The organism is Caulobacter rhizosphaerae, assembly GCF_010977555.1.
Classification (GTDB): Bacteria; Pseudomonadota; Alphaproteobacteria; order Caulobacterales; family Caulobacteraceae; genus Caulobacter; species Caulobacter rhizosphaerae.
The window spans coordinates 753,402-772,851 of the sequence record NZ_CP048815.1 but is presented as its reverse complement, the minus strand read 5'-3'; the positions used below and the strand labels follow the sequence as shown (position 1 = coordinate 772,851).

Below are 19,450 nucleotides of genomic sequence, written 5' to 3'. Positions count from 1 at the left end.
AAGGTAACGCCGGTCGCCTCGGCCGGACGCTCGTTAGGAGAAAGACCTCATGGCCATTCGCGTCGCCATTAACGGCTTCGGCCGGATCGGACGTCTCGTCCTGCGTTCCATCGCCGAGCATGCGCGCCGCGACATCGAGGTCGTCGCGATCAACGACCTGGGCCCGGTCGAGACCAACGCCCACCTGCTGCGCTACGACAGCGTCCACGGCCGCTTCCCGGGCGTGGTCACCTCGGGCGAGGACTGGATCGACGTCGGCCTGGGCAAGATCAAGGTCACGGCGATCCGTAACCCTGAAGAGCTGCCGCACAAGGACCTGAACGTCGACATCGCGTTCGAGTGCACCGGCATCTTCACCGCCCGCGACAAGGCCGCCCTGCACCTGCAGGCCGGCGCCAAGCGCGTGCTGGTCTCGGCCCCCGCCGACGGCGCCGACAAGACCATCGTCTACAAGGTCAACCACGACACCCTGACCGCCGAGGACATCGTCGTCTCCAACGGCTCGTGCACCACCAACGCCCTGGCCCCGGTGGCCAAGGTCCTGCACGACCTGGTCGGCATCGAGCGCGGCTACATGACCACGATCCACAGCTACACCGGCGACCAGCCGACGCTGGACACCATGCACAAGGACCTCTACCGCGCCCGCGCCGCGGCCCTGAGCATGATCCCCACCTCGACCGGCGCCGCCAAGGCCCTGGGCCTTGTGCTGCCGGCCCTGAAGGGCAAGCTGGACGGCTCGTCGATCCGCGTGCCGACCCCCAACGTCTCGGTCATCGACCTGAAGGTCGTGCCCTCGCGCGACACCACGGTCGACGAAGTCAACGCCGCCCTGAAGGCCGCCGCCGACGGCGACATGAACGGCGTGCTGTTCACCACCACCGACCCGCTGGTCTCGTCGGACCTGAACCACATCGCCGCCAGCTCGACGGCCGCCCTGCCCCAGACCCAGGTCATCGAGGGCAAGCTGGTTCGCGTGCTCAGCTGGTACGACAACGAATGGGGCTTCGCGACGCGGATGGCCGACACGGCCCTGGTGATGGCGAAGTTCCTCTGAGAATGAAACGCTGGCTAGGCATAGGGCTCTTGGGTCTGACGGCCTGGCCAGCGGCCTATCTGTTGGCGGCGGTCGGTGTTCACTTCAGCACCGCCTTGCTATGGCGGACCGCTTGGTGCGGCTCGCATTGCGACATCACGCCTATCCAGTTTTCCACGGACGGTTGGCCCTTGGCGGTCGCGTTACTGCTAGGACCAGTCGTCTGGTTGGCCGCGATTTGGCGAATGGCGAAATCCGCGCCGGCTCGAGACCTTTCAAATTCTCGGACGCCCGCCCCCGCGACCGTGCTCTTCCTTGTCTTCCTCGGTGTTTTCGCGGTCAGCGTCTGGATGACCTGGCATGCGAAGATCCATTACTGGTGAGCTGACCTCATGCCCTTCCGCACCCTCGACACCGCCGATCTCGCCGGCAAGCGCGCCCTGGTCCGGGTGGACTTCAACGTTCCGGTCGACGGGGGGAAGATCACCGACGACACCCGCCTGCGCGCCGCCCTGCCGACCATCCACTACCTGTCGACCCAGGGCGCCAAGGTCATCCTGCTGGCCCACTTCGACCGCCCCAAGGGCAAGGTCGTGCCCGAGATGAGCCTGGCCTTCGTGGCCGAGCCGCTGGGCAAGCTGCTGGAGCAGGACGTGGCCTTCGCCAGCGACTGCGTCGGCCCGGCCGCCGCCGAGGTCGTCAACGCCATGGAGAACGGCGGCGTGGCCCTGCTGGAGAACGTCCGCTTCCACGCCGGCGAGGAGAAGAACGACCCCGCCTTCGCCGCCCAGCTGGCGGAGAACGGCGACCTCTATGTCGACGACGCCTTCAGCGCCGCCCACCGCGCCCACGCCTCCACCGAAGCCCTGGCCCGCCTCCTGCCGGCCTATCCGGGCCTGGCCATGCAGCGCGAGCTCGACGCGCTCGACGCCGCCCTGGGCAATCCCAAGAAGCCCGTGCTGGGCATCGTCGGCGGCTCCAAGGTCTCGACCAAGCTGGACCTGCTGAACAACCTGGTCGCCAAGCTGGACCGCTTGGCGATCGGCGGCGGCATGGCCAACACCTTCCTGTTCGCCCAGGGCCACGACGTCGGGGGTTCTCTCTGCGAGAAGGACCTGGCCGACACCGCCCGCCAGATCATCGCCACCGCGCAGAAGAGCGGCTGCGAGCTGCTGCTGCCGATCGACGTGGTCGTGGCCAAGAAGGTCGCCCCGGGCGTCGACGCCGAGACCCGCGACCTTTCCGACGTCCAGGACGACGACCTGATCCTCGACGCCGGCCCCAAGAGCGCCCAGCGGCTGATCGAAGCCATGGATTCGAGCCAGACGTTGATCTGGAACGGCCCTTTGGGCGTTTTCGAGGTGCCCCCCTTCGACGAAGCGACCGTTTCGGCGGCAAAACACGCCGCCAAACTCGCCAAGTCGGGTAAGATCGTGGCCGTCGCGGGCGGGGGTGATACCGTGGCGGCGTTGAACCACGCCGGCGTCTCGGCGGACTTCACGTTCGTTTCGACCGCCGGCGGCGCGTTCCTGGAATGGATGGAGGGCAAGACGCTTCCGGGCGTCGCGGCCCTTGAGGTTTAGAAACGTATCCCCGGCCACGGCCGGGGAAGACGGGATGGGAGACCTGATTCAATCCGGCGAAACATCATTCGACCACCGGGGCCGAGGAAACCCGGGATAACTTTCCACCGTCGAGACCGAGGAAACTCGACGCGACTACGGGCGAAGAACGCAAAGCGTCAAAAGCCCCAAAAACAAGAAACCACCACCCAATCACTTCACGCTTGCAGGAGAACACCACGTGGCGAGGATCACGCTAAGACAGTTGCTGGATCATGCGGCGGAGCATGACTATGCGCTGCCGGCCTTCAACATCAACAACATGGAACAGGGCCTGGCGATCATGGAGGCGGCGGAAGCCGTCAATTCCCCGGTCATCATCCAGGCCTCGCGCGGCGCGCGCAGCTACGCCAACGACATCATGCTGGCCCGGATGATCGACGCCCTGGCCGAGATCTACCCCAACATCCCGGTGTGCATGCACCAGGACCACGGCAACGGCCCGGCCACCTGCGCTACGGCGATCCAGTACGGCTTCACCTCGGTGATGATGGACGGCTCGCTGATGGAGGACGCCAAGACCCCCGCCACCTACGAGTACAATGTCGAGGTCACCCGCAAGGTGGTCGAGATGGCCCACGCCTGCGGCGTGTCGGTCGAAGGCGAACTTGGCGTGCTCGGGTCCCTTGAGAGCGGCATGGGCGAGGCCGAGGACGGCCACGGCTTCGAGGGGGTCCTCTCGCACGACGAACTGCTGACCGACCCGGACCAGGCGGTGGAGTTCGTCGAGCGCACCGGCGTCGACGCCCTGGCCATCGCCATGGGCACCAGCCACGGGGCCTACAAGTTCACGCGCAAGCCGGACGGCGACGTCCTGGCCATGAACGTGATCGAGGAGATCCACCAGCGCCTGCCCAACACCCACCTGGTGATGCACGGCTCCAGCTCGGTGCCGCAGGAGCTGCAGGACATCATCAACCAGTACGGCGGCGCCATTCCCCAGACCTGGGGCGTGCCGGTGGAAGAGATCCAGCGCGGCATCAAGCATGGCGTGCGCAAGGTCAATGTCGACACCGACAACCGCCTGGCCATCACCGGCGCGATCCGCAAGATCCTGACCGAGAAGCCGCACGAGTTCGACCCGCGCGCCTATCTCAAGCCCGCCAAGGAGGCCATGCGCCAGGTCTGCCAGGACCGCTTCGTGCAGTTCGGCTCGGCCGGCCACGCCGACAAGATCAAGGCCCTGTCCACCGCGACCATGGCCAAGCGCTACGTGTCCGGCGAACTGAACGCCAAGTTCGGCGCGGCGGCCAAGAAGGCGGCGGCTGAGTAGGAGCTTCTGCTTTCGAGGATACGAGGAGGCCTTCCAGGGACACCTGGGAGGCCTTTTTCGTTTGGCGCGTTGTTGGGGTCTCCAGCCCCGGAACGGGGACATGCACTTGTGCGTGTCCCCAACCGCCGAGCGCTATCCTTTCGGCGGATACAGGTGCGCGCCGCCGTTCGGGTCCTCCACCTCGCCGTCGACCGCCAGGTAGTCCGGACCGATCGGCACCTTGCCGTGACCGTCGGGGATGTCGAGCACATAGGTCGGCTGGCACAGGCCCGAGAACCGGCCGCGGATCGCGCGCATCAGGGCGCGGCCTTCCGCCACCGTGGTTCGCAGGTGGGCGGTGCCCGGGGCATGGTCGCCGTGGTGCAGGTAGTAGGGCCGGATGCGGCTCTCGACGAAGCCGCGCATCAGGGCGCCCAGCGCCTCGGGGTCGTCGTTGACGCCCTTCAGCAGCACGGTCTGGCTCAGCATCGGGATCCCGGCGTCGATGATCCGGCCGATCGCGGCGCGGGCCGCCGGGGTCAGCTCGCGAACGTGGTTGGCGTGCAGGGCCACATAGACCGTCTTGCCACTGGCCTTCAGGGCCGCGACCATTTCGTCGGTGACCGCCGCCGGGTCGACCACCGGCACGCGGGTATGGAAGCGCACGACCTTGACGTGGTCGATGGCCGCCAGCCGCTCGCCCAGGTCGCCCAGCCGGCGCGGCGACAGCACCAGCGGGTCGCCACCGGTGACGATCACCTCCCAGATCTCCGGATGGGCGGCGATGTAGGCGAAGGCGGCGTCCAGCTGGTCCGGGGACAGATTGGCGGCCCCGCCGGGCCCGACCACCTCGCGCCGGAAGCAGAACCGGCAATAGACCGCGCAGGTGTGGGTGGGTTTCAGCAGCACGCGGTCGGGATAGCGGTGAACGATCCCCTCGACCGGGCTGTGGGCGGCGTCGCCGATCGGGTCGGCGACCTCGCCCGGGCTCTCCAGCAGCTCGGCTTCCGACGGCAGGAACTGGCGGCCGATCGGGTCGCTCTGGTTGGCCGGGTCGATCAGCTCGGCCATGTCCGGTGTGATCGCCACCGCATAGCGCGCCGCGACGGCTTCCAGCGCGGCCAGGCGCCCGGGGGCGATCAGGCCGGCCTCGGCCAGGGCGGCGGCGCTGCGAAGGGTGCGGGCGGCGGTCATGAGGCCGGCGGTATGGCCGATTAGGCCCGTCGGCGCAATGCGATGGGCTCCAGCAACATTCAAGGCCGTGCGTGGTCCTCGTCCTTCGACAAGCTCAGGATGAGGACCAGTTTACAGGCCCGGCGAATAGAAAACCTCATCCTGAGCGTGTCGCCAAAAAAGCTTAGGGGGGACGAGATTTTCGCCCCCCGGGAGCCGGACGTCGATACGCCCTAACCGAGGTCCTCCACGAACGTCCGGCGGCGGGTCTCGACTGCGCCCTTCAGCAGCCGCCGGAAGGTCGGGCATTCCATGTGGCTGGGCGCGGGACAGGCGGCGGCGTGGCGCAGGCCGTCGCGCAGGGCGGACAGGCGGCGGATCGTCCGGTCCAGGTCGTCGGCCCTGGCCGACAGCTGGGCGCGGTCCAGGCGCGGCCGGCCCGCCGCGTCGACCATGCCGGCGATCTCGTCCAGCGAGAAGCCGGCGGTCTGGGCCAGGGCGATCAGCGACAGGCGTTCCAGCACGCCGGCCTCGAACAAGCGCTTCAGCCCCCGCCGGCCGACCGAGGCGATCAGCCCCTTCTCCTCGTAATATCGGAGCCTGGACGCCGCCATTCCCGTGGCGCCGGCGACCTGCGCGATGTCGAGAAGTTTCACCATTGACCTCAAGTGGGCTTGAAGTCGTAGCCTCGTCCATAGCCCACGATGAAGCAAGGAGGACCGCGCATGACGCAAGCCAACCAGGCCCAGGCCGAACTCTGGAACAACCAGGCTGGCCAGAACTGGGTCGAGCAGAACGCCATGCTCGATCGGCTGTTCGCGCCGTTCGAGCCGTTGCTGGTGGACGCGGTCCACGGCGCGACGGCGGTGCTCGACATCGGCTGCGGGGCCGGCGCGACCACCTTCGCCGTGGCGCGGAGCCTGGGCGCGCAAGGCCGCTGCACCGGCGCCGACATCTCCGCGCCGCTGATCGAGCTTGCGCGGCGGAAGGCTGTCGAGACCGGCGCCGACAACACCGAGTTCCTGGTCGCCGACGCCCAGCAGCACGCCTTCCAGCCCGCCGCCTTCGACGCGGTGATCTCGCGGTTCGGGGTGATGTTCTTCGACGATCCCGTCGTCGCCTTCGCCAACCTGCGGCGAGCGTCACGGACGGACGCGACCCTGGCCTGCATCGTCTGGCGCGGCGCGGCGGAGAACCCGTTCATGACGGCGGCCGAGCGCGCCGCCGCGCCGCTGCTGCCCGAGGCGCCGCCGCGCGACCCCGATGCGCCAGGCCAGTTCGCCTTCGCCGACCGCGACCGGGTCGGCGCCATCCTGTCGGCCGCCGGCTGGCGGGACGTCGACTTCCAGCCGCTGGACGTCGCCTGCGCGATGCCGACGCCGGCCCTGGACACCTACGCCGCCCGCATGGGACCGGTGAGCCTGGTCCTGCCGAGCCTGGACGAGGATCGCCGGCGCGCAGTGGTCGAGGCGGCCAGGCGCGGGTTCGAGCCCTTTGTGATCGACGGCGCCGCGCGGTTCACGGCGGCGTGCTGGAGGGTGCGAGGGCGAGCCTAGACTGATCGCCCCCTCTAATCAGCCGTCATTCCCGCCCTTGTGGGAATGACGATTGGACGGAAATGGCCGACGAACCTACCCCGCCACCGGCGTCCACAGCACCTGGTCCACCCGCGACGCCCCCGCCGCCAGCATCACCAGCCGGTCGAAGCCCAGGGCCGCGCCGGAGGCCTCGGGCATGATCGCCAGGGCCGCCAGGAAATCCTCGTCCAGTGGATAGCGTTCGCCATAGACCTGGGCCTTCTCGTCCATCTCGGCCTCGAAGCGGCGGCGCTGCTCGCCGGCGTCGGTCAACTCGCCGAAGGCGTTGGCCAGCTCGACGCCGCAGGCATAGAGCTCGAACCGCTCGGCCACCCGCGGGTCGCCGGGCTTGGGCCGGGCCAGCGCGGCCTCGGCGGCCGGATATTCGCAGAGGATGGTCGCGCGGCCGACGCCGAGCTTGGGCTCGACCTTCTCGACGATCACCCGGCTGAACACGTCGGCCCAGGTGTCGTCGTCGGCGACGCGGATCCCGGCGGCGCGCGCCGACGCCGCCAGGGCCGCGCGGTCGGTCTCGCCGCCCGCCCCGATCGAGGCCAGCAGGTCGACCCCCGCGTGACGCTCGAACGCCTCGGCGACCGTCAGCCGTTCAGGCGCGGCGAACGGATCGCAGGCCTGGCCGCGGAAGCGAAACTCAAGCGTTCCCGCCGTTTCCGCCGCCAGGGCCAGCAGGGCCGCGCAGTCGTCCATCAAGGCCTGGTAGGGCTGACCCACCCGGTACCATTCCAGCATGGTGAACTCCGGATGGTGCAGCACCCCGCGCTCGCGGTTGCGCCAGACCTTGCCGAAATCGAAGATCCGCCGCTCGCCCGCCGCCAGCAGCTTCTTGCACGAGAACTCCGGCGAGGTGTGCAGGTAGAGCGGCGCGCTGTGCCCCGAAAGCGTCAGGGCGGCGGTCTCGAAGGCGTGCAGGTGGGCCTCGTTGCCAGGCGAGACCTGCAGGGCCGCCGTTTCGACCTCCAGGAAGTCGCGCGCCTCGAACCAGGCCCGGAACGCGGCCTTGATCCGGTTGCGGGCCAGCAGGAACGGCCGCCGGTCGGCGTGGTTTTCGGGCCGCCACCAGGGCGAGGCTGAGGGTGCTTGCACGGGAAAGTCCCTGGTCGGGCTGGCGAACTTGGCGAGGATCGCTATAGGAGGGCGATATCCAACGCAAATTCGCGCGGCTTCGGGCCGCCGCGGGATCAAGGACGAACTCGTGACTAAAGTTGCCGCCAGCTCGCTGAGGAAGGGTTCCGTCGTCGATATGGACGGCAAGCTCTACGTGGTCCTCAACGCCGAGAACATCCACCCCGGCAAGGGCACGCCGGTCACCCAGCTGAACATGCGCCGCATTTCGGACGGGGTGAAGGTGTCGGAACGCTACCGCACGACCGAGCAGGTCGAGCGCGCCTTCGTCGACCAGCGCAACCACACCTTCCTGTACCAGGACGGCGAGGGCTACCACTTCATGAACCCGGAAAGCTACGACCAGCTCGTGGCGACCGAGGACGTGGTCGGCGACCTGGGCGCCTATCTGCAGGAGGGCATGACCGTCCAGCTGTCGACGCACAACGAGGTGCCGATCGCCCTGGAACTGCCGCGCACGGTGGTGCTGGAGATCGTCGACACCGAACCGTCGGTGAAGGGCCAGACCGCCAGCTCGTCGTACAAGCCCGCCGTGCTCAGCAACGGCGTGCGCACCATGGTTCCGCCCTATATCGCCGCCGGCACCAAGGTGATCATCCTGACCGAGGACGGCTCGTACCAGGAACGCGCCAAGGACTAAGGGTCCATCTTCCTTCTCCCCTTGCGGGAGAAGGTGTCGGCGCCAGCCGACGGATGAGGGGTCGCACCGGTGAAAGCCGTGCGGCCCTTCTTCGTTCAGCCGCTCACCACCGCAGCGCCCACTTCCCCACCACCGCGCCCAGCAGGCCGGTCCCGAGCACCCCCAGGGTGTACCAGGTCCCCACGAACACCATGGTGCTCTCGCCGCAGTGCAGGCCGTAGACCGTGGCCGCCACCCCGCCGGCGAAGGCGCCGGCCGCGAAGCCGGTCAGGGCCGGGCGGGTCGGGGCCATGCCGCGCAGCACCGCCAGGGTCGCCGCCAGGCCGGGCAGGGCCAGGGCGAGGATGTTGCGGCAGCAGACCTTCCAGGATCCGCCCATCATCATCAGCCGCCGGTGCTCCGCATCGGCGGCCAGCCATTGGCCCAAGCCCATGCCGACGAACACCGCCAGCACCAGGGCCCCGAACAACAGCGCCTTGCGCGGCGCGCCCTCGGGCCGGGCCAGGCGTTCCAGGGCCCAGAAGCCCGCCACGCCCAGCAGGGCGGTATAGGCCGCCTTCATCCAGAACATCCGGCCGGCCATGGCGTCCATCAGGTCGTGACGCGTCCCCAGCCAGGCCAGCACCATGACCAGGGCCGCCAGGGCCGTGGCCACGGCCACGCCGGCGAACCGGCGCTGCACAGCCCCGGCCGGGATGGCGCGCGGGTCGGCCGCCAGCTGATCGATCAGATCATCCGTCCGCACGGCCGCGCATCCTTTCTCCGAGGCTCTTGAGCGCCCGGTGCAGGGCGACCTTGGCCGCGCCCTCGGAGACGCCGGCCCGCTCGCCCGCCTGGGCCAGGCTGAGGCCCTCGATCTTGACGTCGCGCACCAGCTTGCGCTGGCGCTCGGGCAGGGTCTCCAGCGCCCGGTCCAGGTCCATGGCCGAGCCCGGCTCGGGTGCGTAGGCGGCCAGGACCTCGACATAGTCGTCGATCGGCAGGGTCATCCGCACCTTGCGACGCCGCCAGTGGTCGATCAGCTTGTAGCGCGCCAGGGCGAAGGCCCACGGGGTGAACGGCTGGGCGCGATCATAGGTCGCGCGCCGCGTATGCACCGCCATCAGGGTCTCCTGCACCAAGTCCTCCACATCGCCGGGAGCGTCGCGCATGCGGCGCTCGAAATAGACGCGGAGCCGGCCGCCCAGCTGGGACAGCAGCAGCCGGTAGGCCGGGGCGTCGCCGTCCAGGCCCAGCAGCATCAGCGCCTTCAGGGCGGCTTCGGTTTCCGTCACGCCTCCCCCTTGTTCGCGCGAGACGGGCCGATGGTTACACGCGCCTGCGCACGGCGGGAAAGGGCTTTCGGCACGAGGCGGTTTTCGGGTCCCGGATTTTTTGTTCGGATACCGGTGTAACCTTTCGCCGCCCCCGTCCGTAACTCCTCCTTGACCGCGCAGGACGGGCCGACGAACGGCGCCGGGCGCGGCCAGAACCGACGAAGGAAACGTTCCCATGAGCCTCGTGACCAAGACCCCCGCCCTCGCCCTCGCCGCCGTCTTCGCCCTGAGCGCCGGCGCCGCCATGGCCCGCGACGACATGAAGCCAGCCAAGGTCGAGATGGAAAAGTGCTACGGCGTGGCCAAGGCCGGCCACAACGACTGCAAGGCCGGCGCCGGCACCTCGTGCGCGGGCACCTCCAAGGCCGACTATCAGGGTGACGCCTGGAAGAAGGTCGCCAAGGGCACCTGCACCAGCATCAAGACCCCGAACGGCATGGGCTCGCTGACGCCCAAGGCCTAAGCGCCCCCTTTTCTTCCGCTGTCATCCCGGAGGCGCGCCGCGCTGTCCGGGATGACAGCCACCCAGCTTCCAGGAAGCGACCATGCGCCCCACCGCCGGCCTCGGCCTCAAGCCGCAGCACTATGCCGACGCCCTCGCGGCCGAGGACGAGGGGCTGTGGTTCGAGGTCCATCCCGAGAACTACATGGCCGCCGGCGGGCCGCGCCTGCGGGCGCTGGAGGCGATCCGTCGCCAGCATCCGCTGTCGCTGCACGGGGTGGGCCTGTCCCTGGCCGCCGACGCCGATCCGGACCCGACCCACCTGGCCGCCCTCAAGGCCCTGGCCGACCGGTTCGAGCCGTTCGTGGTCTCAGAGCACCTGGCCTGGAGCGCCTGGCGCGGCGTCCACCAGCCCGACCTCCTGCCCTTCCCCCGCACCCGCGCCGCCCTGGACCGCATCGCCGGCAACATCGGCCGCACCCAGGACGCCCTCGGCCGGACGATCCTGGTCGAGAACCCGTCGCTGTACTTGCCGCTGACCGGCCATGACCTCGACGAGACCGATTTCCTGGCGCAGCTGGCCCGCCGCACCGGCTGCGGCCTGCTGGTCGACGTCAACAACGTGTTCGTCAGCGCCAGCAACCTGGGCTACGCGGCCCAGGCCTATCTGGACGCCCTGCCCGCCGAGGCGATCGGCGAGATCCACCTGGCCGGCCACGGCGCCGATGAGGGCGGTTCGGCCCTGCTGATCGACACCCACGGCGCGCCGGTGGCCGAACCTGTCTGGGCGCTCTACCGCCGCCTGATCGACCGCATCGGCCCGCGCCCGACCCTGATCGAGCGTGACGACGACATCCCGGCCTTCGCGGTGCTGATGGCCGAGCGGGACCGGGCGCATGGACTGCTGACGGGGACAGGCGCATGCGCCTGTCCCCAGCCGGTGCAGGAACCGGCCCATGTCTGAGCTGGGCCAGTTCCAGGACGCCTTCGTGGCGGCGCTCCACGCGCGCACCGCCGACCCGATCGCTGGCTGGCTGCCAGGCGGCGATCGGGTAGGCGAGGCCGAGCCCGCCGGCCTGGCAGTCTACCGCAACACCATCGCCAAGGGCTGCGTCGACGCCCTGGCGGCCAATTTCCCGACCGTGGCCAGCCTGGTCGGCGACGACTGGTTCCGCGCCGCCGCCGCCCTGTTCGCCCGCGAGCATCCGCCCGCCAGCGCCGCCCTGCTGGCCTATGGCGAGGCCTTCGCGGACTGGCTGGAGCGCTTCCCGCCGGCCGGCGACCTGCCCTATCTGCCGGCCATGGCCCAGCTTGACCGGATGTGGACCACCGCCCTGTTCGCGCCGGAGGCCGAGCCCCTGGCCGCGGAGGCCTTCGCCCTGGCCCCGGACATCCTGGCCGCCGCTCGCCCGCGCCTGCATCCCAGCCTGGCCTTCGCCTGGTTCGACAGCGGTCTGCCTGGCCTGTGGCTGGCGGCTCGCGAGCCGGCGCCGGGCGAGATGACGCTGTCCGAGGATCCGCAGGGCGCGCTGGTCGTCCGCCCCGACCACGTCGTCCATAGCCGCCGGCTTGACGCGGCCGGCTTCGCCTTCCTGGCCTCCGCCCGTGACGGCGCCGCCCTGGGCGAGGCGATCACCGCCGCCGCGCAGGCCGATCCCGCCGCCGACCTGGCGTCCTTGTTCGCCGCCCTGATCGCCGACGGCGTGTTCGTCGGCCTCGACCTTGGAGATCCCGCATGACCGACCAGATCCTCGCCCCCGCCGCCGCGCGTCCCTGGAGCCGGCCGTTCGACGCCGTGGCCGCCGTGGCCCATCGCGCCCTGCCCGACGACGTGCTGGCCCTGGTCGCGCGCCTGGGGATCGCCTCGGTGTTCTTCCTGTCGGGCCGCACCAAGGTCGACGGGATCCTGCATATCACCGACGGGACCTATTCGCTGTTCGCCGACGACTACGCCCTGCCGCTGATCCCTTCGGACGTCGCCGCCCACCTGGCCACCTACAGCGAGCACCTGTTCTCGATCCTGCTGGTGCTGGGGCTGTTCACCCGGCTCTCGGCCCTGGCGTTCCTGGGCATGACCCTGGTGATCGAGGTCTTCGTCTATCCCGACGCCTGGAGCACCCACCTGTCCTGGGCGGCGATCCTGCTGTTCCTCGTGGCCAGGGGTGGGGGAAGGTGGAGCCTGGATCGCGCGGTGGGAATCCAGTAGGCGTCCGGTCGCCTACCATCCCCCGTACCGCGGCCCGAACCGATGCCGCAGCTCGTCCACCTCGCGCTCGGCGTCGCGGGCGGCCCAGTCGGCGCGGCGGCCATCCTCCACCGCCTGGCGGCGCTCGGCGCGCAGGCGGTTCAGGCGGTCGCGCAGCTCGTGCTTCTGCTCGTCGTTCAGCTTGGGGTTCTTCAGCTCGTCCTCGACGCCGCGCGCCTGGCGGTCACGCTTCTCGGCGCGATTGTCGGCGCTTTCGCGGTCCGATTCCGCCTGGCTGAGGCGCGAGACCGCGTCGTGGACCAGCTGGCCGTCGGCATAGCCGACCAGGAAGCCGCGCTCGGCGTCCGGCGGGCAGACCCCCGCATAGCCGTTGCCGTGGCGGGCCTCGTCGAAGCCGCGGTCCTGGGTGCAATAGAGCCTCAGCCCCTGGTCACGGGCCGCGAAATAGGGCGCCGCCTCGGGGACCACGCCGGTCTTGGCGCAGGCCTTGGCGTGCTCGTCCAGGCGGCTCTGGGGGCGCCCCGCCTGGCCATCCTTGAAGCCGACGCCCGCCCAGTCGCCCTGCAGGCACGCCTCCTTGCTCATGGTAGCGCAGCCCGCCAGGGCGACGACCGCGACGGCGGTTCCCAGGGTCCAAAGACGACGCATGTGAATAGCTCCCCCAAGGCGTGGCTTGGAGGAAGCTAGGGCTTGGCCGCCTGAACGGCCGCTGAACGACGGCGAACCGGCGTTATTCTAGTGGACCGTCACGCGACGCGGACGCTTCCACAGCTCCTCGGTCAGGGCATTGGCGAAGCCCAGCCAGCCCAGATAGGGGCTGTTGAAGCCTGAGGCCGGGGCCACCAGCTTGCGAGCCTGCAGGGCGTAGGCGGCCGAAGCGGCCAGGGACGCGGTGGCGGCTCCCAGCTGTCCGCCCACCCGCTTGGCCCCGAGGGCCAGCCACAGGGCGTTGAAGCCCTGGACCAGACTCCAGAGGGTGAGCGCCCGGGTGCGGGTGGGACTGGACGGCGCGTTCCAGATGCGCAGGCCCGACAGGGTCATGGCGATGAACAGCGGCGGCAGGATCAGGCTGGTCAGCATCTTGGGCTGGTGGGCGACCGGCTCGTGCATCTCGGCGTAGCCGACCGCATATTCCTCGTCGTCGATCATCCGCTCGTGCCGGCGGCCCAGGACCGTCGACAGCAGGATCGCCCCGCCGGCCACCGCCAGCCCCAGGGCCAGTTGGGCGCCCGCCGTGGCGGCGGTGTCGGCCTTGGCGTCGATCTCGAACGACTCGCGGCCGGCGAGAGTCCGCCTCCCGTGGGATTTGCCGTTCGGGATGTGCATGACGGGACTCCTCGCTAAACATGCTTGTAACCGTCTAGCTGGACCTTGGTTCCCAAGCGGGGCAACGGTTTGTGAGGTCGCCATGGTCGTTTTGCGCTCCGCCCGTCCCGAAGAGATCGAGACGATCCGCGCGCTCGAACGCGCCTCGGCCCAGCGCTTCGTCGGGCTCATGGACGCCCTGGCCGCCGACGAACCCAGCCCAGCCGCCGTGCTGGCCGCTCGGATCGCCGACGGCGGCCTGGACGTGGCGGTCGAGGACCAGGCCATCGCCGGCTTCGTGATGTTCCGGCCAGTGGAGGACCGGCTGTATATCGAGCAGATCGACGTCCTGCCGGCCTTCGCGGGCCGCCGGATCGGTGCGGCGCTGCTGGACGCGGCGGCGGAACGGGCGCGGACCGCCGGCCTGGCCGGCCTGTCGCTGTCGACCTTCCGCGAGATCCCCTGGAACGCGCCCTACTACCGGCGGCTGGGGTTCGTGGACGTGGCGGCGCCGACGCCGGGAATGGCGACGATCCGGGCCGAACACCTGGCGCGCGGGCTGGACGAGGACGCGCGGGTGTTCATGGTGTGGGACGTCTAGGTGTCCTCCCCCAAACCCAACAACTCGTCATCCCGGGCCTTGTGCCCGGGACCCCTAGTTCAGCTGACGGTGCGCTGCCTTGGCGCGCCGGCGCGCCACACCACTGCACCTGCGGCGGATAGAGGGGTTCCGGGCACAAGGCCCGGAATGACGGTGCTTTATTGGGATAGGCTCTCGCCTTCGACCTAGGCCGGCAACTCGCCCACGGCGCTCTGCAGGTAGTTCTGCTCGCCCAGCGCCTTGACCAGGCCCAGCTGCATCTCGAGGAAGTCGATATGCTCCTCGGTGTCGCTGAGGATCTCGCGCAGCAGCTCGCGGCTGACATAGTCGCGGGCGGTCTCGCACTGGATGATGCCGGGGATCAGGGTCTCGCGGCCGCCCAGCTCGACCGACAGGTCGCTGGCCAGGCACTCGGGCACGGTCTCGCCGATCTTCAGCTTGTGCAGGTCCTGCAGGTTGGGCAGGCCTTCCAGGAACAGGATGCGGTTGATCAGCTTGTCGGCGTGCTTCATCTCGCCGATCGACTCGTCATAGGTGATCTTGCCCAGACGCTTGAAGCCCCAGTTGTCGTACATCCGCGCGTGCAGGAAGTACTGGTTGACCGCCGTCAGCTCGTTGGTGAGCACCGCGTTCAAGAGCCGAATGATGCCGGGATCGCCTTGCATGGCGGCCTCCTCAGATAAAGATTCGGCGCGACCGTGATCGATCGGAACGCGAGCTTCAACCGCTATGTGTGCAAGTGTTTCTCAGCCTCACGGAAAAGCGTGAGACTGCTTCGCGATCGCTGATTTTGGGTCGATCCGGCCGGTTATTCGGCCGCGTAGGCCAGGGCCTGGCGGTTGTCCTGGATCATCTGCCGCATCTCGCAGACGCACTTGGCGCACTGGGCCTGGCAGCCCTTGTGACGGAACACGTCGGCCGGGCGGGTGGCCCCGGCGTCGATGGCGGCGCGGACTTCCCGCTCGCGAATGCCGTTACAGTTGCAGACGTACAAGGCCGCAGGTCCCGCCGAATGATTGTCATTCTCATGTAGCCCAGGCGCGGAGCTTTTGCAACTGACTCGCAGTGCGACAAACCCCCTCAGTCGCTACGCGACAGCTCCCCCAGTGGGGGAGCATCTGCTCGGACTAGATCCTCCCCCTTTTGGGGGAGGTGGCCCGAAGGGCCGGAGGGGGCTGCGTCAGCGGGCAAATCGGCGTAATCCGCACCCATGACCGACTGCCGCCTCTATCTGATCACCCCGCCGGCCCTGGACGACCTGGCCGGCTTCGGCCGCCACCTGGCCGCGGCCCTGGACGGCGGCGACGTGGCCGCGCTGCAGATCCGCCTGAAGCACGCCTCCGACGAGGTGATCGCCGCCGCCGTCCAGGCGCTCGCCCCCATCGCCCGCGCGCGTGAGGTGGCGGTGATCCTCAACGACCGGCCGGACCTGGCCGCGCGGCTGGGCTGCGACGGCGTCCATGTCGGCCAGAGCGACACGCCCTTCAAGGAGGCCCGCAAGATCATGGGCCCCGGGGCGATGATCGGCGTCACCTGCCACGACAGCCGCCACCTGGCCATGGAGGCCGCCGAGGCCGGAGCCGACTACGTGGCCTTCGGGGCCTTCTTCCCGACCACCACCAAGGACGCCCCGACCACCGCCGATCCCGAGATTCTGTCGATCTGGCAGGAAACCATGGAAGTCCCCTCGGTGGCGATCGGCGGGATCACCGCCGACAACGCCGCCGGCCTGGCGAGGGCGGGGGCCGACTTCCTGGCCGTCTCGGCCGGGGTCTGGAAGCACGCCGGCGGGCCCGCGGCCGGCGTCGCGGCGATCAACGCCGCCATCGCCCAGGGCCTTGAAGCGCGCTTGGCGGCCCGGAGCGAATAACATCGTTCTTCGACCTTGCCGCTCAAGCTTGCCGGGCGTAGCCTCTCCCCAGTGATAAAATACGGGGAGGACGCTCATGTGGCGGCTTGGTCTGTGTTTGCTTGGCGTCACCGTCCTGGCGACGGCCGGTCCCGCCCGGGCGGAAGACTGGAAGCCCTCGCCCGGCGAGGCGAAGACCTTCTACGACGCCGATTTCATGCGGGTGGACCAGACGTCCGGCCTGATCGTGGTGCGCATCGCCGAGGGCAGGCCCAACGGCCCCTACAAGGCCTGGCCGGCCGGCAAGGGCCCGATCATGGTCTTCGCCCTGGACTGCGCCACCGACAAGTGGATCGACCTGGGCATGGACTTCACCGGCGACCAGGGCCTGCCCAAGGGCTGGCGCGCGGGCGAGAAGATCGAGGACATCAAGGGCGCCGCCGGCGGCGCCGGCCGCGTGGCCTGCGAGACCAAGGACACCCTGCAGAAGGTGGCTTTGCCTTAGACGTCGAGGCCCTGCGTCCTTCGAGGCCCGCCCTCCTTAGGCAAGAATGGGCGGGCGCCTCAGGATGAGGAACCCTGTGCCGACCTCCTCATCCTGAGGTGCGAGCCAAGGGCGAGCCTCGAAGGACGCACGACGGCTCAGCTGTTCAGCCGCGCCAGCTTCTGCGGATTGCGCATCGTGTAGACCGCCGCGATGCGCCCGTCTGCGATCTCCAGGCCCATGGTCTGGAACACCACGCCGTCGTGGCTGAGCACAATGCCGGGGGCGCCGTTGATCCGCGCCAGGCGGGCGGTCGTGCCCTCTGGAGCCGGCCACTTCTTCTTGATGCCCATCAGCAGGCGCACGGCCTTCTCCAGGCCCGACACGGGGTTGAGGTTGGCGCTGACCACGCCGCCGCCGTCGGCGTGCAGGACGACGTCCTGGGCCAGGATCCCACGCAGCAGGCTCTCGTCGCCGCTCAGGGCCGCGGTCAGGAAGGCGCTGGTCAGGCGCTGTTCCTCCTCGGCGGTGGGGCGGTAGCGCGGCTTGCCGGCCTTGACGTGCTCGCGGGCCCGGGCGGCCAGTTGGCGGCAGGCGGCCTCGCCGCGTCCCAGGGTCTTGGCCACCTCGGCGAAGGGCAGGTCGAACACATCGTGCAGCAGGAAGGCGGCGCGCTCCAGCGGGGTCAGGCGCTCCAGGGCCAGCAAGAAGGCCACCGACAGGTCCTCGCCCAGGCGCTCGTGGTCGTCGTCGACCACTGGCTCGGGCAGCCACTCGCCGACATAGACCTCGCGCCGGGCGCGGGCCGACTTCAGCCGGTCCAGGCACAGGCGGGTGACGACCTTGTTCAGGAAGCCGGCCGGGTTGGCGACCTCACCGGCCGCGACGCCGCGCCAGCGGATCCAGGCGTCCTGGACCACGTCCTCGGCGTCGGCCCGCGAGCCCAGCATGCGGTAGGCCAGGCCCGTCATCGCGCCGCGCCGTTCCTCGAAGATGGAATCCTGCTGACTCATGCCGTCCTCTTCTGGCGCCGAACGCACGATCGCACCACCAGCAGGCTGACGATCGCCGGCAGGAACACGCCCGGGAAGTCCCGGGCCAGCAGCGGCCAAGGCAGGCCCGCGCCGCAGAACGGGGTGATCAGGTGGATGGCGGCGTGCAGGGTCAGGAAGGCCGCCGCGGCGACCGCCACGCCCAGCCCGCGCGCCGGGTCCCGCACCGCCCAGCCCAGGGCCACGGCGCAGGCCAGGTAGGCGGCCCCGATGTCGCGCACGAAGTGGTCGTTCAGCGGCCCGGTCTCGATCACCCCTGGCACGCGCGGATACCACCAGGCCGGGACCAGCATCATCACCGCGCCGTTGATCGCCAGGATGGCCGGCAGGATCCATTTCGCCCATTGCATCGTCACGCCCTCCGTTGTTCAGAAGCAGGACGAGATTGGCGCCGTAGATGTGACATGGCGGCGTGGGAATCCGCGCTTAGGTTGCCGGAAAGGGTGAAGCTCGCCAAGCTGCGCAGGAAATCGATACGACGGACAGCATGAAAACCCGTTTGAAACTTGTCGCCTTGGTCCTTCTGGCTCTCGCAGCGTTCGGAGCCCTGAACCTTCCGGCCGGAAACCCAATCATCCCGCGAGACGCGGTCCAGGTGACCGTCCAAGTCAGGTCTGGGGACATCGTGGACGTGGCGGACCCCAGAATCGTCAAGGCGCTGCTGATCGCCTTCGGCCTACTGGTGCTGGGCGTGCTGGCCTGGGTGGCGCGCCATCTCCATTGTCGCGACCGCAAGCCCGGCGCCTGAGCGCGACAAAATCCCCTCGCCTTGCTTTCGGCGGCCCAGGCGACTAGGTATCGCGCCCACTTTCCCGATCTTTCTATCCGCCCGCATGCATATCCCCCGCCGTCATCCTCATGACGCTGCGCAGGGGGAACTATGAGGAACACCCGCCTTGGCCACCGCTTCCGCCCTCCTGAACGTGATGATCGACGCTGCGCGTAAAGCAGCCCGCGGCCTGGCCCGTGACTTCGGCGAAGTCACCGAGTTGCAGGTGTCCAAGAAGGGTCCCGCCGACTTCGTCACCGCCGCCGACCAGAAGGCCGAGCAGGTGATCTTCGAGATCCTGGAGAAGGCCCGCCCCGGCTATGGCTTCCTGGGCGAGGAGCGCGGCCTGGTCGAGGGCACCGACAAGACCCACACCTGGATCGTCGACCCGCTGGACGGCACCACCAACTTCCTGCACGGCATCCCCCACTTCGCGGTCAACATCGCCCTGCAGCGCGAGGGCGAGGTGGTGGCCGGCGTCACCTACAACCCCATCACCAACGACCTGTTCTGGGTCGAAAAGGGCAAGGGCGCCTATCTGGGCGCCGAGAAGCGCCTGCGCGTCGCCGCCCGCCGCCACCTGGACGAAACCGTCCTGGCCACCGGCGTGCCGTTCCTGGGCAAGCCCGGCCACGCCCAGTTCCTCAAGGAACTGCACCAGATCAGCCAGAAGGTCGCCGGCGTGCGCCGCTTCGGTTCGGCGGCCCTGGACCTAGCCTGGGTCGCGGCCGGCCGCTTCGACGGCTACTGGGAGCGCAACATCAAGCCGTGGGACGTGGCGGCCGGCGTGCTGATGGTCACCGAGAGCGGCGGCAAGGTCAGCACCATCGAGGAGCACGGCGACCCGGTGGCCGGCGTCTCGATCCTGGCCTCGAACCAGGAGCTGCACCCCCTGGTGCTGGAGCGGCTGCAAGCGGCGGCGGGGTAAAGCCAACCACTGCTCCAAAACGAAAAACGCCCCGGGTGCGAACCCGGGGCGTCTT

At 69.4% G+C, this 19,450-nt stretch carries 24 protein-coding genes; 13 read left to right on the top strand and 11 right to left on the bottom strand.

What is annotated here, in order from left to right:
• Window positions 1-49: 49 nt before the first annotated feature.
• The 3 genes from gap to fba all read left to right on the top strand — a co-directional run bounded on the left by gap (window position 50) and on the right by fba (window position 3,931).
• The gene (gene gap / locus G3M57_RS03620; protein ID WP_163228779.1) at window positions 50-1,057 is read left to right on the top strand and encodes a type I glyceraldehyde-3-phosphate dehydrogenase; all 1,008 of its coding nucleotides are present in this window, start codon (window positions 50-52) and stop codon (window positions 1,055-1,057) included.
• Between the two features lie 371 nt (window positions 1,058-1,428).
• On the top strand, window positions 1,429-2,619 hold the full coding sequence (locus G3M57_RS03615) for a phosphoglycerate kinase (RefSeq protein ID WP_163228777.1): 1,191 nt from the start codon (window positions 1,429-1,431) through the stop codon (window positions 2,617-2,619).
• 220 nt (window positions 2,620-2,839) lie between these two features.
• Window positions 2,840-3,931, top strand: a complete 1,092-nt coding sequence (fba, locus tag G3M57_RS03610) for a class II fructose-bisphosphate aldolase (protein WP_056758827.1) — start codon at window positions 2,840-2,842, stop codon at window positions 3,929-3,931.
• 132 nt (window positions 3,932-4,063) lie between these two features.
• Here fba and G3M57_RS03605 read toward each other — a convergent pair whose 3' ends face one another.
• On the bottom strand, window positions 4,064-5,104 hold the full coding sequence (locus G3M57_RS03605; RefSeq protein WP_163228775.1) for a lysine-2,3-aminomutase-like protein: 1,041 nt from the start codon (window positions 5,102-5,104) through the stop codon (window positions 4,064-4,066).
• A gap of 212 nt (window positions 5,105-5,316) precedes the next feature.
• Window positions 5,317-5,742, bottom strand: a complete 426-nt coding sequence (locus tag G3M57_RS03600) for a helix-turn-helix domain-containing protein (protein ID WP_244322597.1) — start codon at window positions 5,740-5,742, stop codon at window positions 5,317-5,319.
• A gap of 66 nt (window positions 5,743-5,808) precedes the next feature.
• Between G3M57_RS03600 and G3M57_RS03595 the strand changes: the two genes are divergently transcribed.
• The gene (locus G3M57_RS03595) at window positions 5,809-6,639 is read left to right on the top strand and encodes a class I SAM-dependent methyltransferase (RefSeq protein ID WP_163228771.1); all 831 of its coding nucleotides are present in this window, start codon (window positions 5,809-5,811) and stop codon (window positions 6,637-6,639) included.
• A 75-nt stretch (window positions 6,640-6,714) separates the two neighbouring features.
• Here G3M57_RS03595 and epmA read toward each other — a convergent pair whose 3' ends face one another.
• Window positions 6,715-7,764 (bottom strand): EF-P lysine aminoacylase EpmA, encoded by a 1,050-nt coding sequence (gene epmA, locus G3M57_RS03590; protein WP_163228769.1) that lies wholly within the window; start codon window positions 7,762-7,764, stop codon window positions 6,715-6,717.
• Window positions 7,765-7,873: 109 nt separating this feature from the next.
• Here epmA and efp point away from each other — a divergent pair, with 109 nt between their 5' ends.
• Window positions 7,874-8,443 (top strand): elongation factor P, encoded by a 570-nt coding sequence (efp, locus tag G3M57_RS03585; RefSeq protein ID WP_028038017.1) that lies wholly within the window; start codon window positions 7,874-7,876, stop codon window positions 8,441-8,443.
• A 103-nt stretch (window positions 8,444-8,546) separates the two neighbouring features.
• Here efp and G3M57_RS03580 read toward each other — a convergent pair whose 3' ends face one another.
• Window positions 8,547-9,188: an NrsF family protein gene (locus tag G3M57_RS03580; protein WP_163228767.1), complete on the bottom strand. Its 642-nt coding sequence runs from the start codon at window positions 9,186-9,188 to the stop codon at window positions 8,547-8,549.
• The gene (locus G3M57_RS03575; protein WP_056758810.1) at window positions 9,175-9,717 is read right to left on the bottom strand and encodes a sigma-70 family RNA polymerase sigma factor; all 543 of its coding nucleotides are present in this window, start codon (window positions 9,715-9,717) and stop codon (window positions 9,175-9,177) included. The genes G3M57_RS03580 and G3M57_RS03575 overlap by 14 nt, the downstream gene beginning before the upstream one ends.
• A gap of 217 nt (window positions 9,718-9,934) precedes the next feature.
• On the opposite strand from G3M57_RS03575, the gene G3M57_RS03570 reads away from it, so the two are divergent.
• The 4 genes from G3M57_RS03570 (at window position 9,935) to G3M57_RS03555 (ending at window position 12,407) form a co-directional block, all read left to right on the top strand.
• Window positions 9,935-10,222, top strand: a complete 288-nt coding sequence (locus G3M57_RS03570; protein WP_056758807.1) for a BufA1 family periplasmic bufferin-type metallophore — start codon at window positions 9,935-9,937, stop codon at window positions 10,220-10,222.
• Window positions 10,223-10,304: 82 nt separating this feature from the next.
• Window positions 10,305-11,165, top strand: a complete 861-nt coding sequence (bufB, locus tag G3M57_RS03565) for an MNIO family bufferin maturase (RefSeq protein ID WP_163228765.1) — start codon at window positions 10,305-10,307, stop codon at window positions 11,163-11,165.
• A complete protein-coding gene (locus tag G3M57_RS03560) occupies window positions 11,158-11,940 on the top strand; it encodes an HvfC/BufC N-terminal domain-containing protein (RefSeq protein WP_163228763.1) in 783 nt (260 codons plus the stop codon). The genes bufB and G3M57_RS03560 overlap by 8 nt, the downstream gene beginning before the upstream one ends.
• Window positions 11,937-12,407, top strand: coding sequence for a DoxX family protein (locus G3M57_RS03555; RefSeq protein WP_156402271.1), 471 nt, complete (start codon window positions 11,937-11,939; stop codon window positions 12,405-12,407). The genes G3M57_RS03560 and G3M57_RS03555 overlap by 4 nt, the downstream gene beginning before the upstream one ends.
• A gap of 12 nt (window positions 12,408-12,419) precedes the next feature.
• On the opposite strand, the gene G3M57_RS03550 is transcribed toward G3M57_RS03555, so the two are convergent.
• The gene (locus G3M57_RS03550; protein WP_056758800.1) at window positions 12,420-13,055 is read right to left on the bottom strand and encodes a DUF2799 domain-containing protein; all 636 of its coding nucleotides are present in this window, start codon (window positions 13,053-13,055) and stop codon (window positions 12,420-12,422) included.
• Window positions 13,056-13,142: 87 nt separating this feature from the next.
• Window positions 13,143-13,733 carry a tryptophan-rich sensory protein gene (locus G3M57_RS03545; RefSeq protein ID WP_056758797.1) on the bottom strand — a complete coding sequence of 197 codons (591 nt, stop codon included), beginning with the start codon at window positions 13,731-13,733 and terminating at the stop codon, window positions 13,143-13,145.
• Between the two features lie 82 nt (window positions 13,734-13,815).
• Here G3M57_RS03545 and G3M57_RS03540 point away from each other — a divergent pair, with 82 nt between their 5' ends.
• On the top strand, window positions 13,816-14,313 hold the full coding sequence (locus G3M57_RS03540; RefSeq protein ID WP_163228762.1) for a GNAT family N-acetyltransferase: 498 nt from the start codon (window positions 13,816-13,818) through the stop codon (window positions 14,311-14,313).
• Between the two features lie 185 nt (window positions 14,314-14,498).
• Here G3M57_RS03540 and bfr read toward each other — a convergent pair whose 3' ends face one another.
• Window positions 14,499-14,978, bottom strand: coding sequence for a bacterioferritin (gene bfr, locus G3M57_RS03535; RefSeq protein WP_056758791.1), 480 nt, complete (start codon window positions 14,976-14,978; stop codon window positions 14,499-14,501).
• A gap of 143 nt (window positions 14,979-15,121) precedes the next feature.
• Entirely contained in the window at window positions 15,122-15,307 is a 186-nt protein-coding gene (locus G3M57_RS03530) for a (2Fe-2S)-binding protein (RefSeq protein ID WP_028038007.1), read from the bottom strand.
• A gap of 216 nt (window positions 15,308-15,523) precedes the next feature.
• Here G3M57_RS03530 and thiE point away from each other — a divergent pair, with 216 nt between their 5' ends.
• Both thiE and G3M57_RS03520 read left to right on the top strand, forming a co-directional pair.
• Window positions 15,524-16,183, top strand: coding sequence for a thiamine phosphate synthase (gene thiE / locus G3M57_RS03525; protein ID WP_163228760.1), 660 nt, complete (start codon window positions 15,524-15,526; stop codon window positions 16,181-16,183).
• A gap of 76 nt (window positions 16,184-16,259) precedes the next feature.
• A complete protein-coding gene (locus tag G3M57_RS03520) occupies window positions 16,260-16,667 on the top strand; it encodes a hypothetical protein (RefSeq protein ID WP_163228758.1) in 408 nt (135 codons plus the stop codon).
• A gap of 137 nt (window positions 16,668-16,804) precedes the next feature.
• Here G3M57_RS03520 and G3M57_RS03515 read toward each other — a convergent pair whose 3' ends face one another.
• Window positions 16,805-17,659, bottom strand: coding sequence for a sigma-70 family RNA polymerase sigma factor (locus G3M57_RS03515; protein WP_163228756.1), 855 nt, complete (start codon window positions 17,657-17,659; stop codon window positions 16,805-16,807).
• Window positions 17,656-18,048 (bottom strand): hypothetical protein, encoded by a 393-nt coding sequence (locus tag G3M57_RS03510; RefSeq protein WP_163228754.1) that lies wholly within the window; start codon window positions 18,046-18,048, stop codon window positions 17,656-17,658. Before G3M57_RS03510 ends, G3M57_RS03515 begins: the two co-directional genes overlap by 4 nt.
• Window positions 18,049-18,594: 546 nt before the next feature.
• Between G3M57_RS03510 and G3M57_RS03505 the strand changes: the two genes are divergently transcribed.
• Window positions 18,595-19,395 (top strand): inositol monophosphatase family protein, encoded by an 801-nt coding sequence (locus tag G3M57_RS03505; RefSeq protein WP_056758774.1) that lies wholly within the window; start codon window positions 18,595-18,597, stop codon window positions 19,393-19,395.
• Window positions 19,396-19,450: the final 55 nt, after the last annotated feature.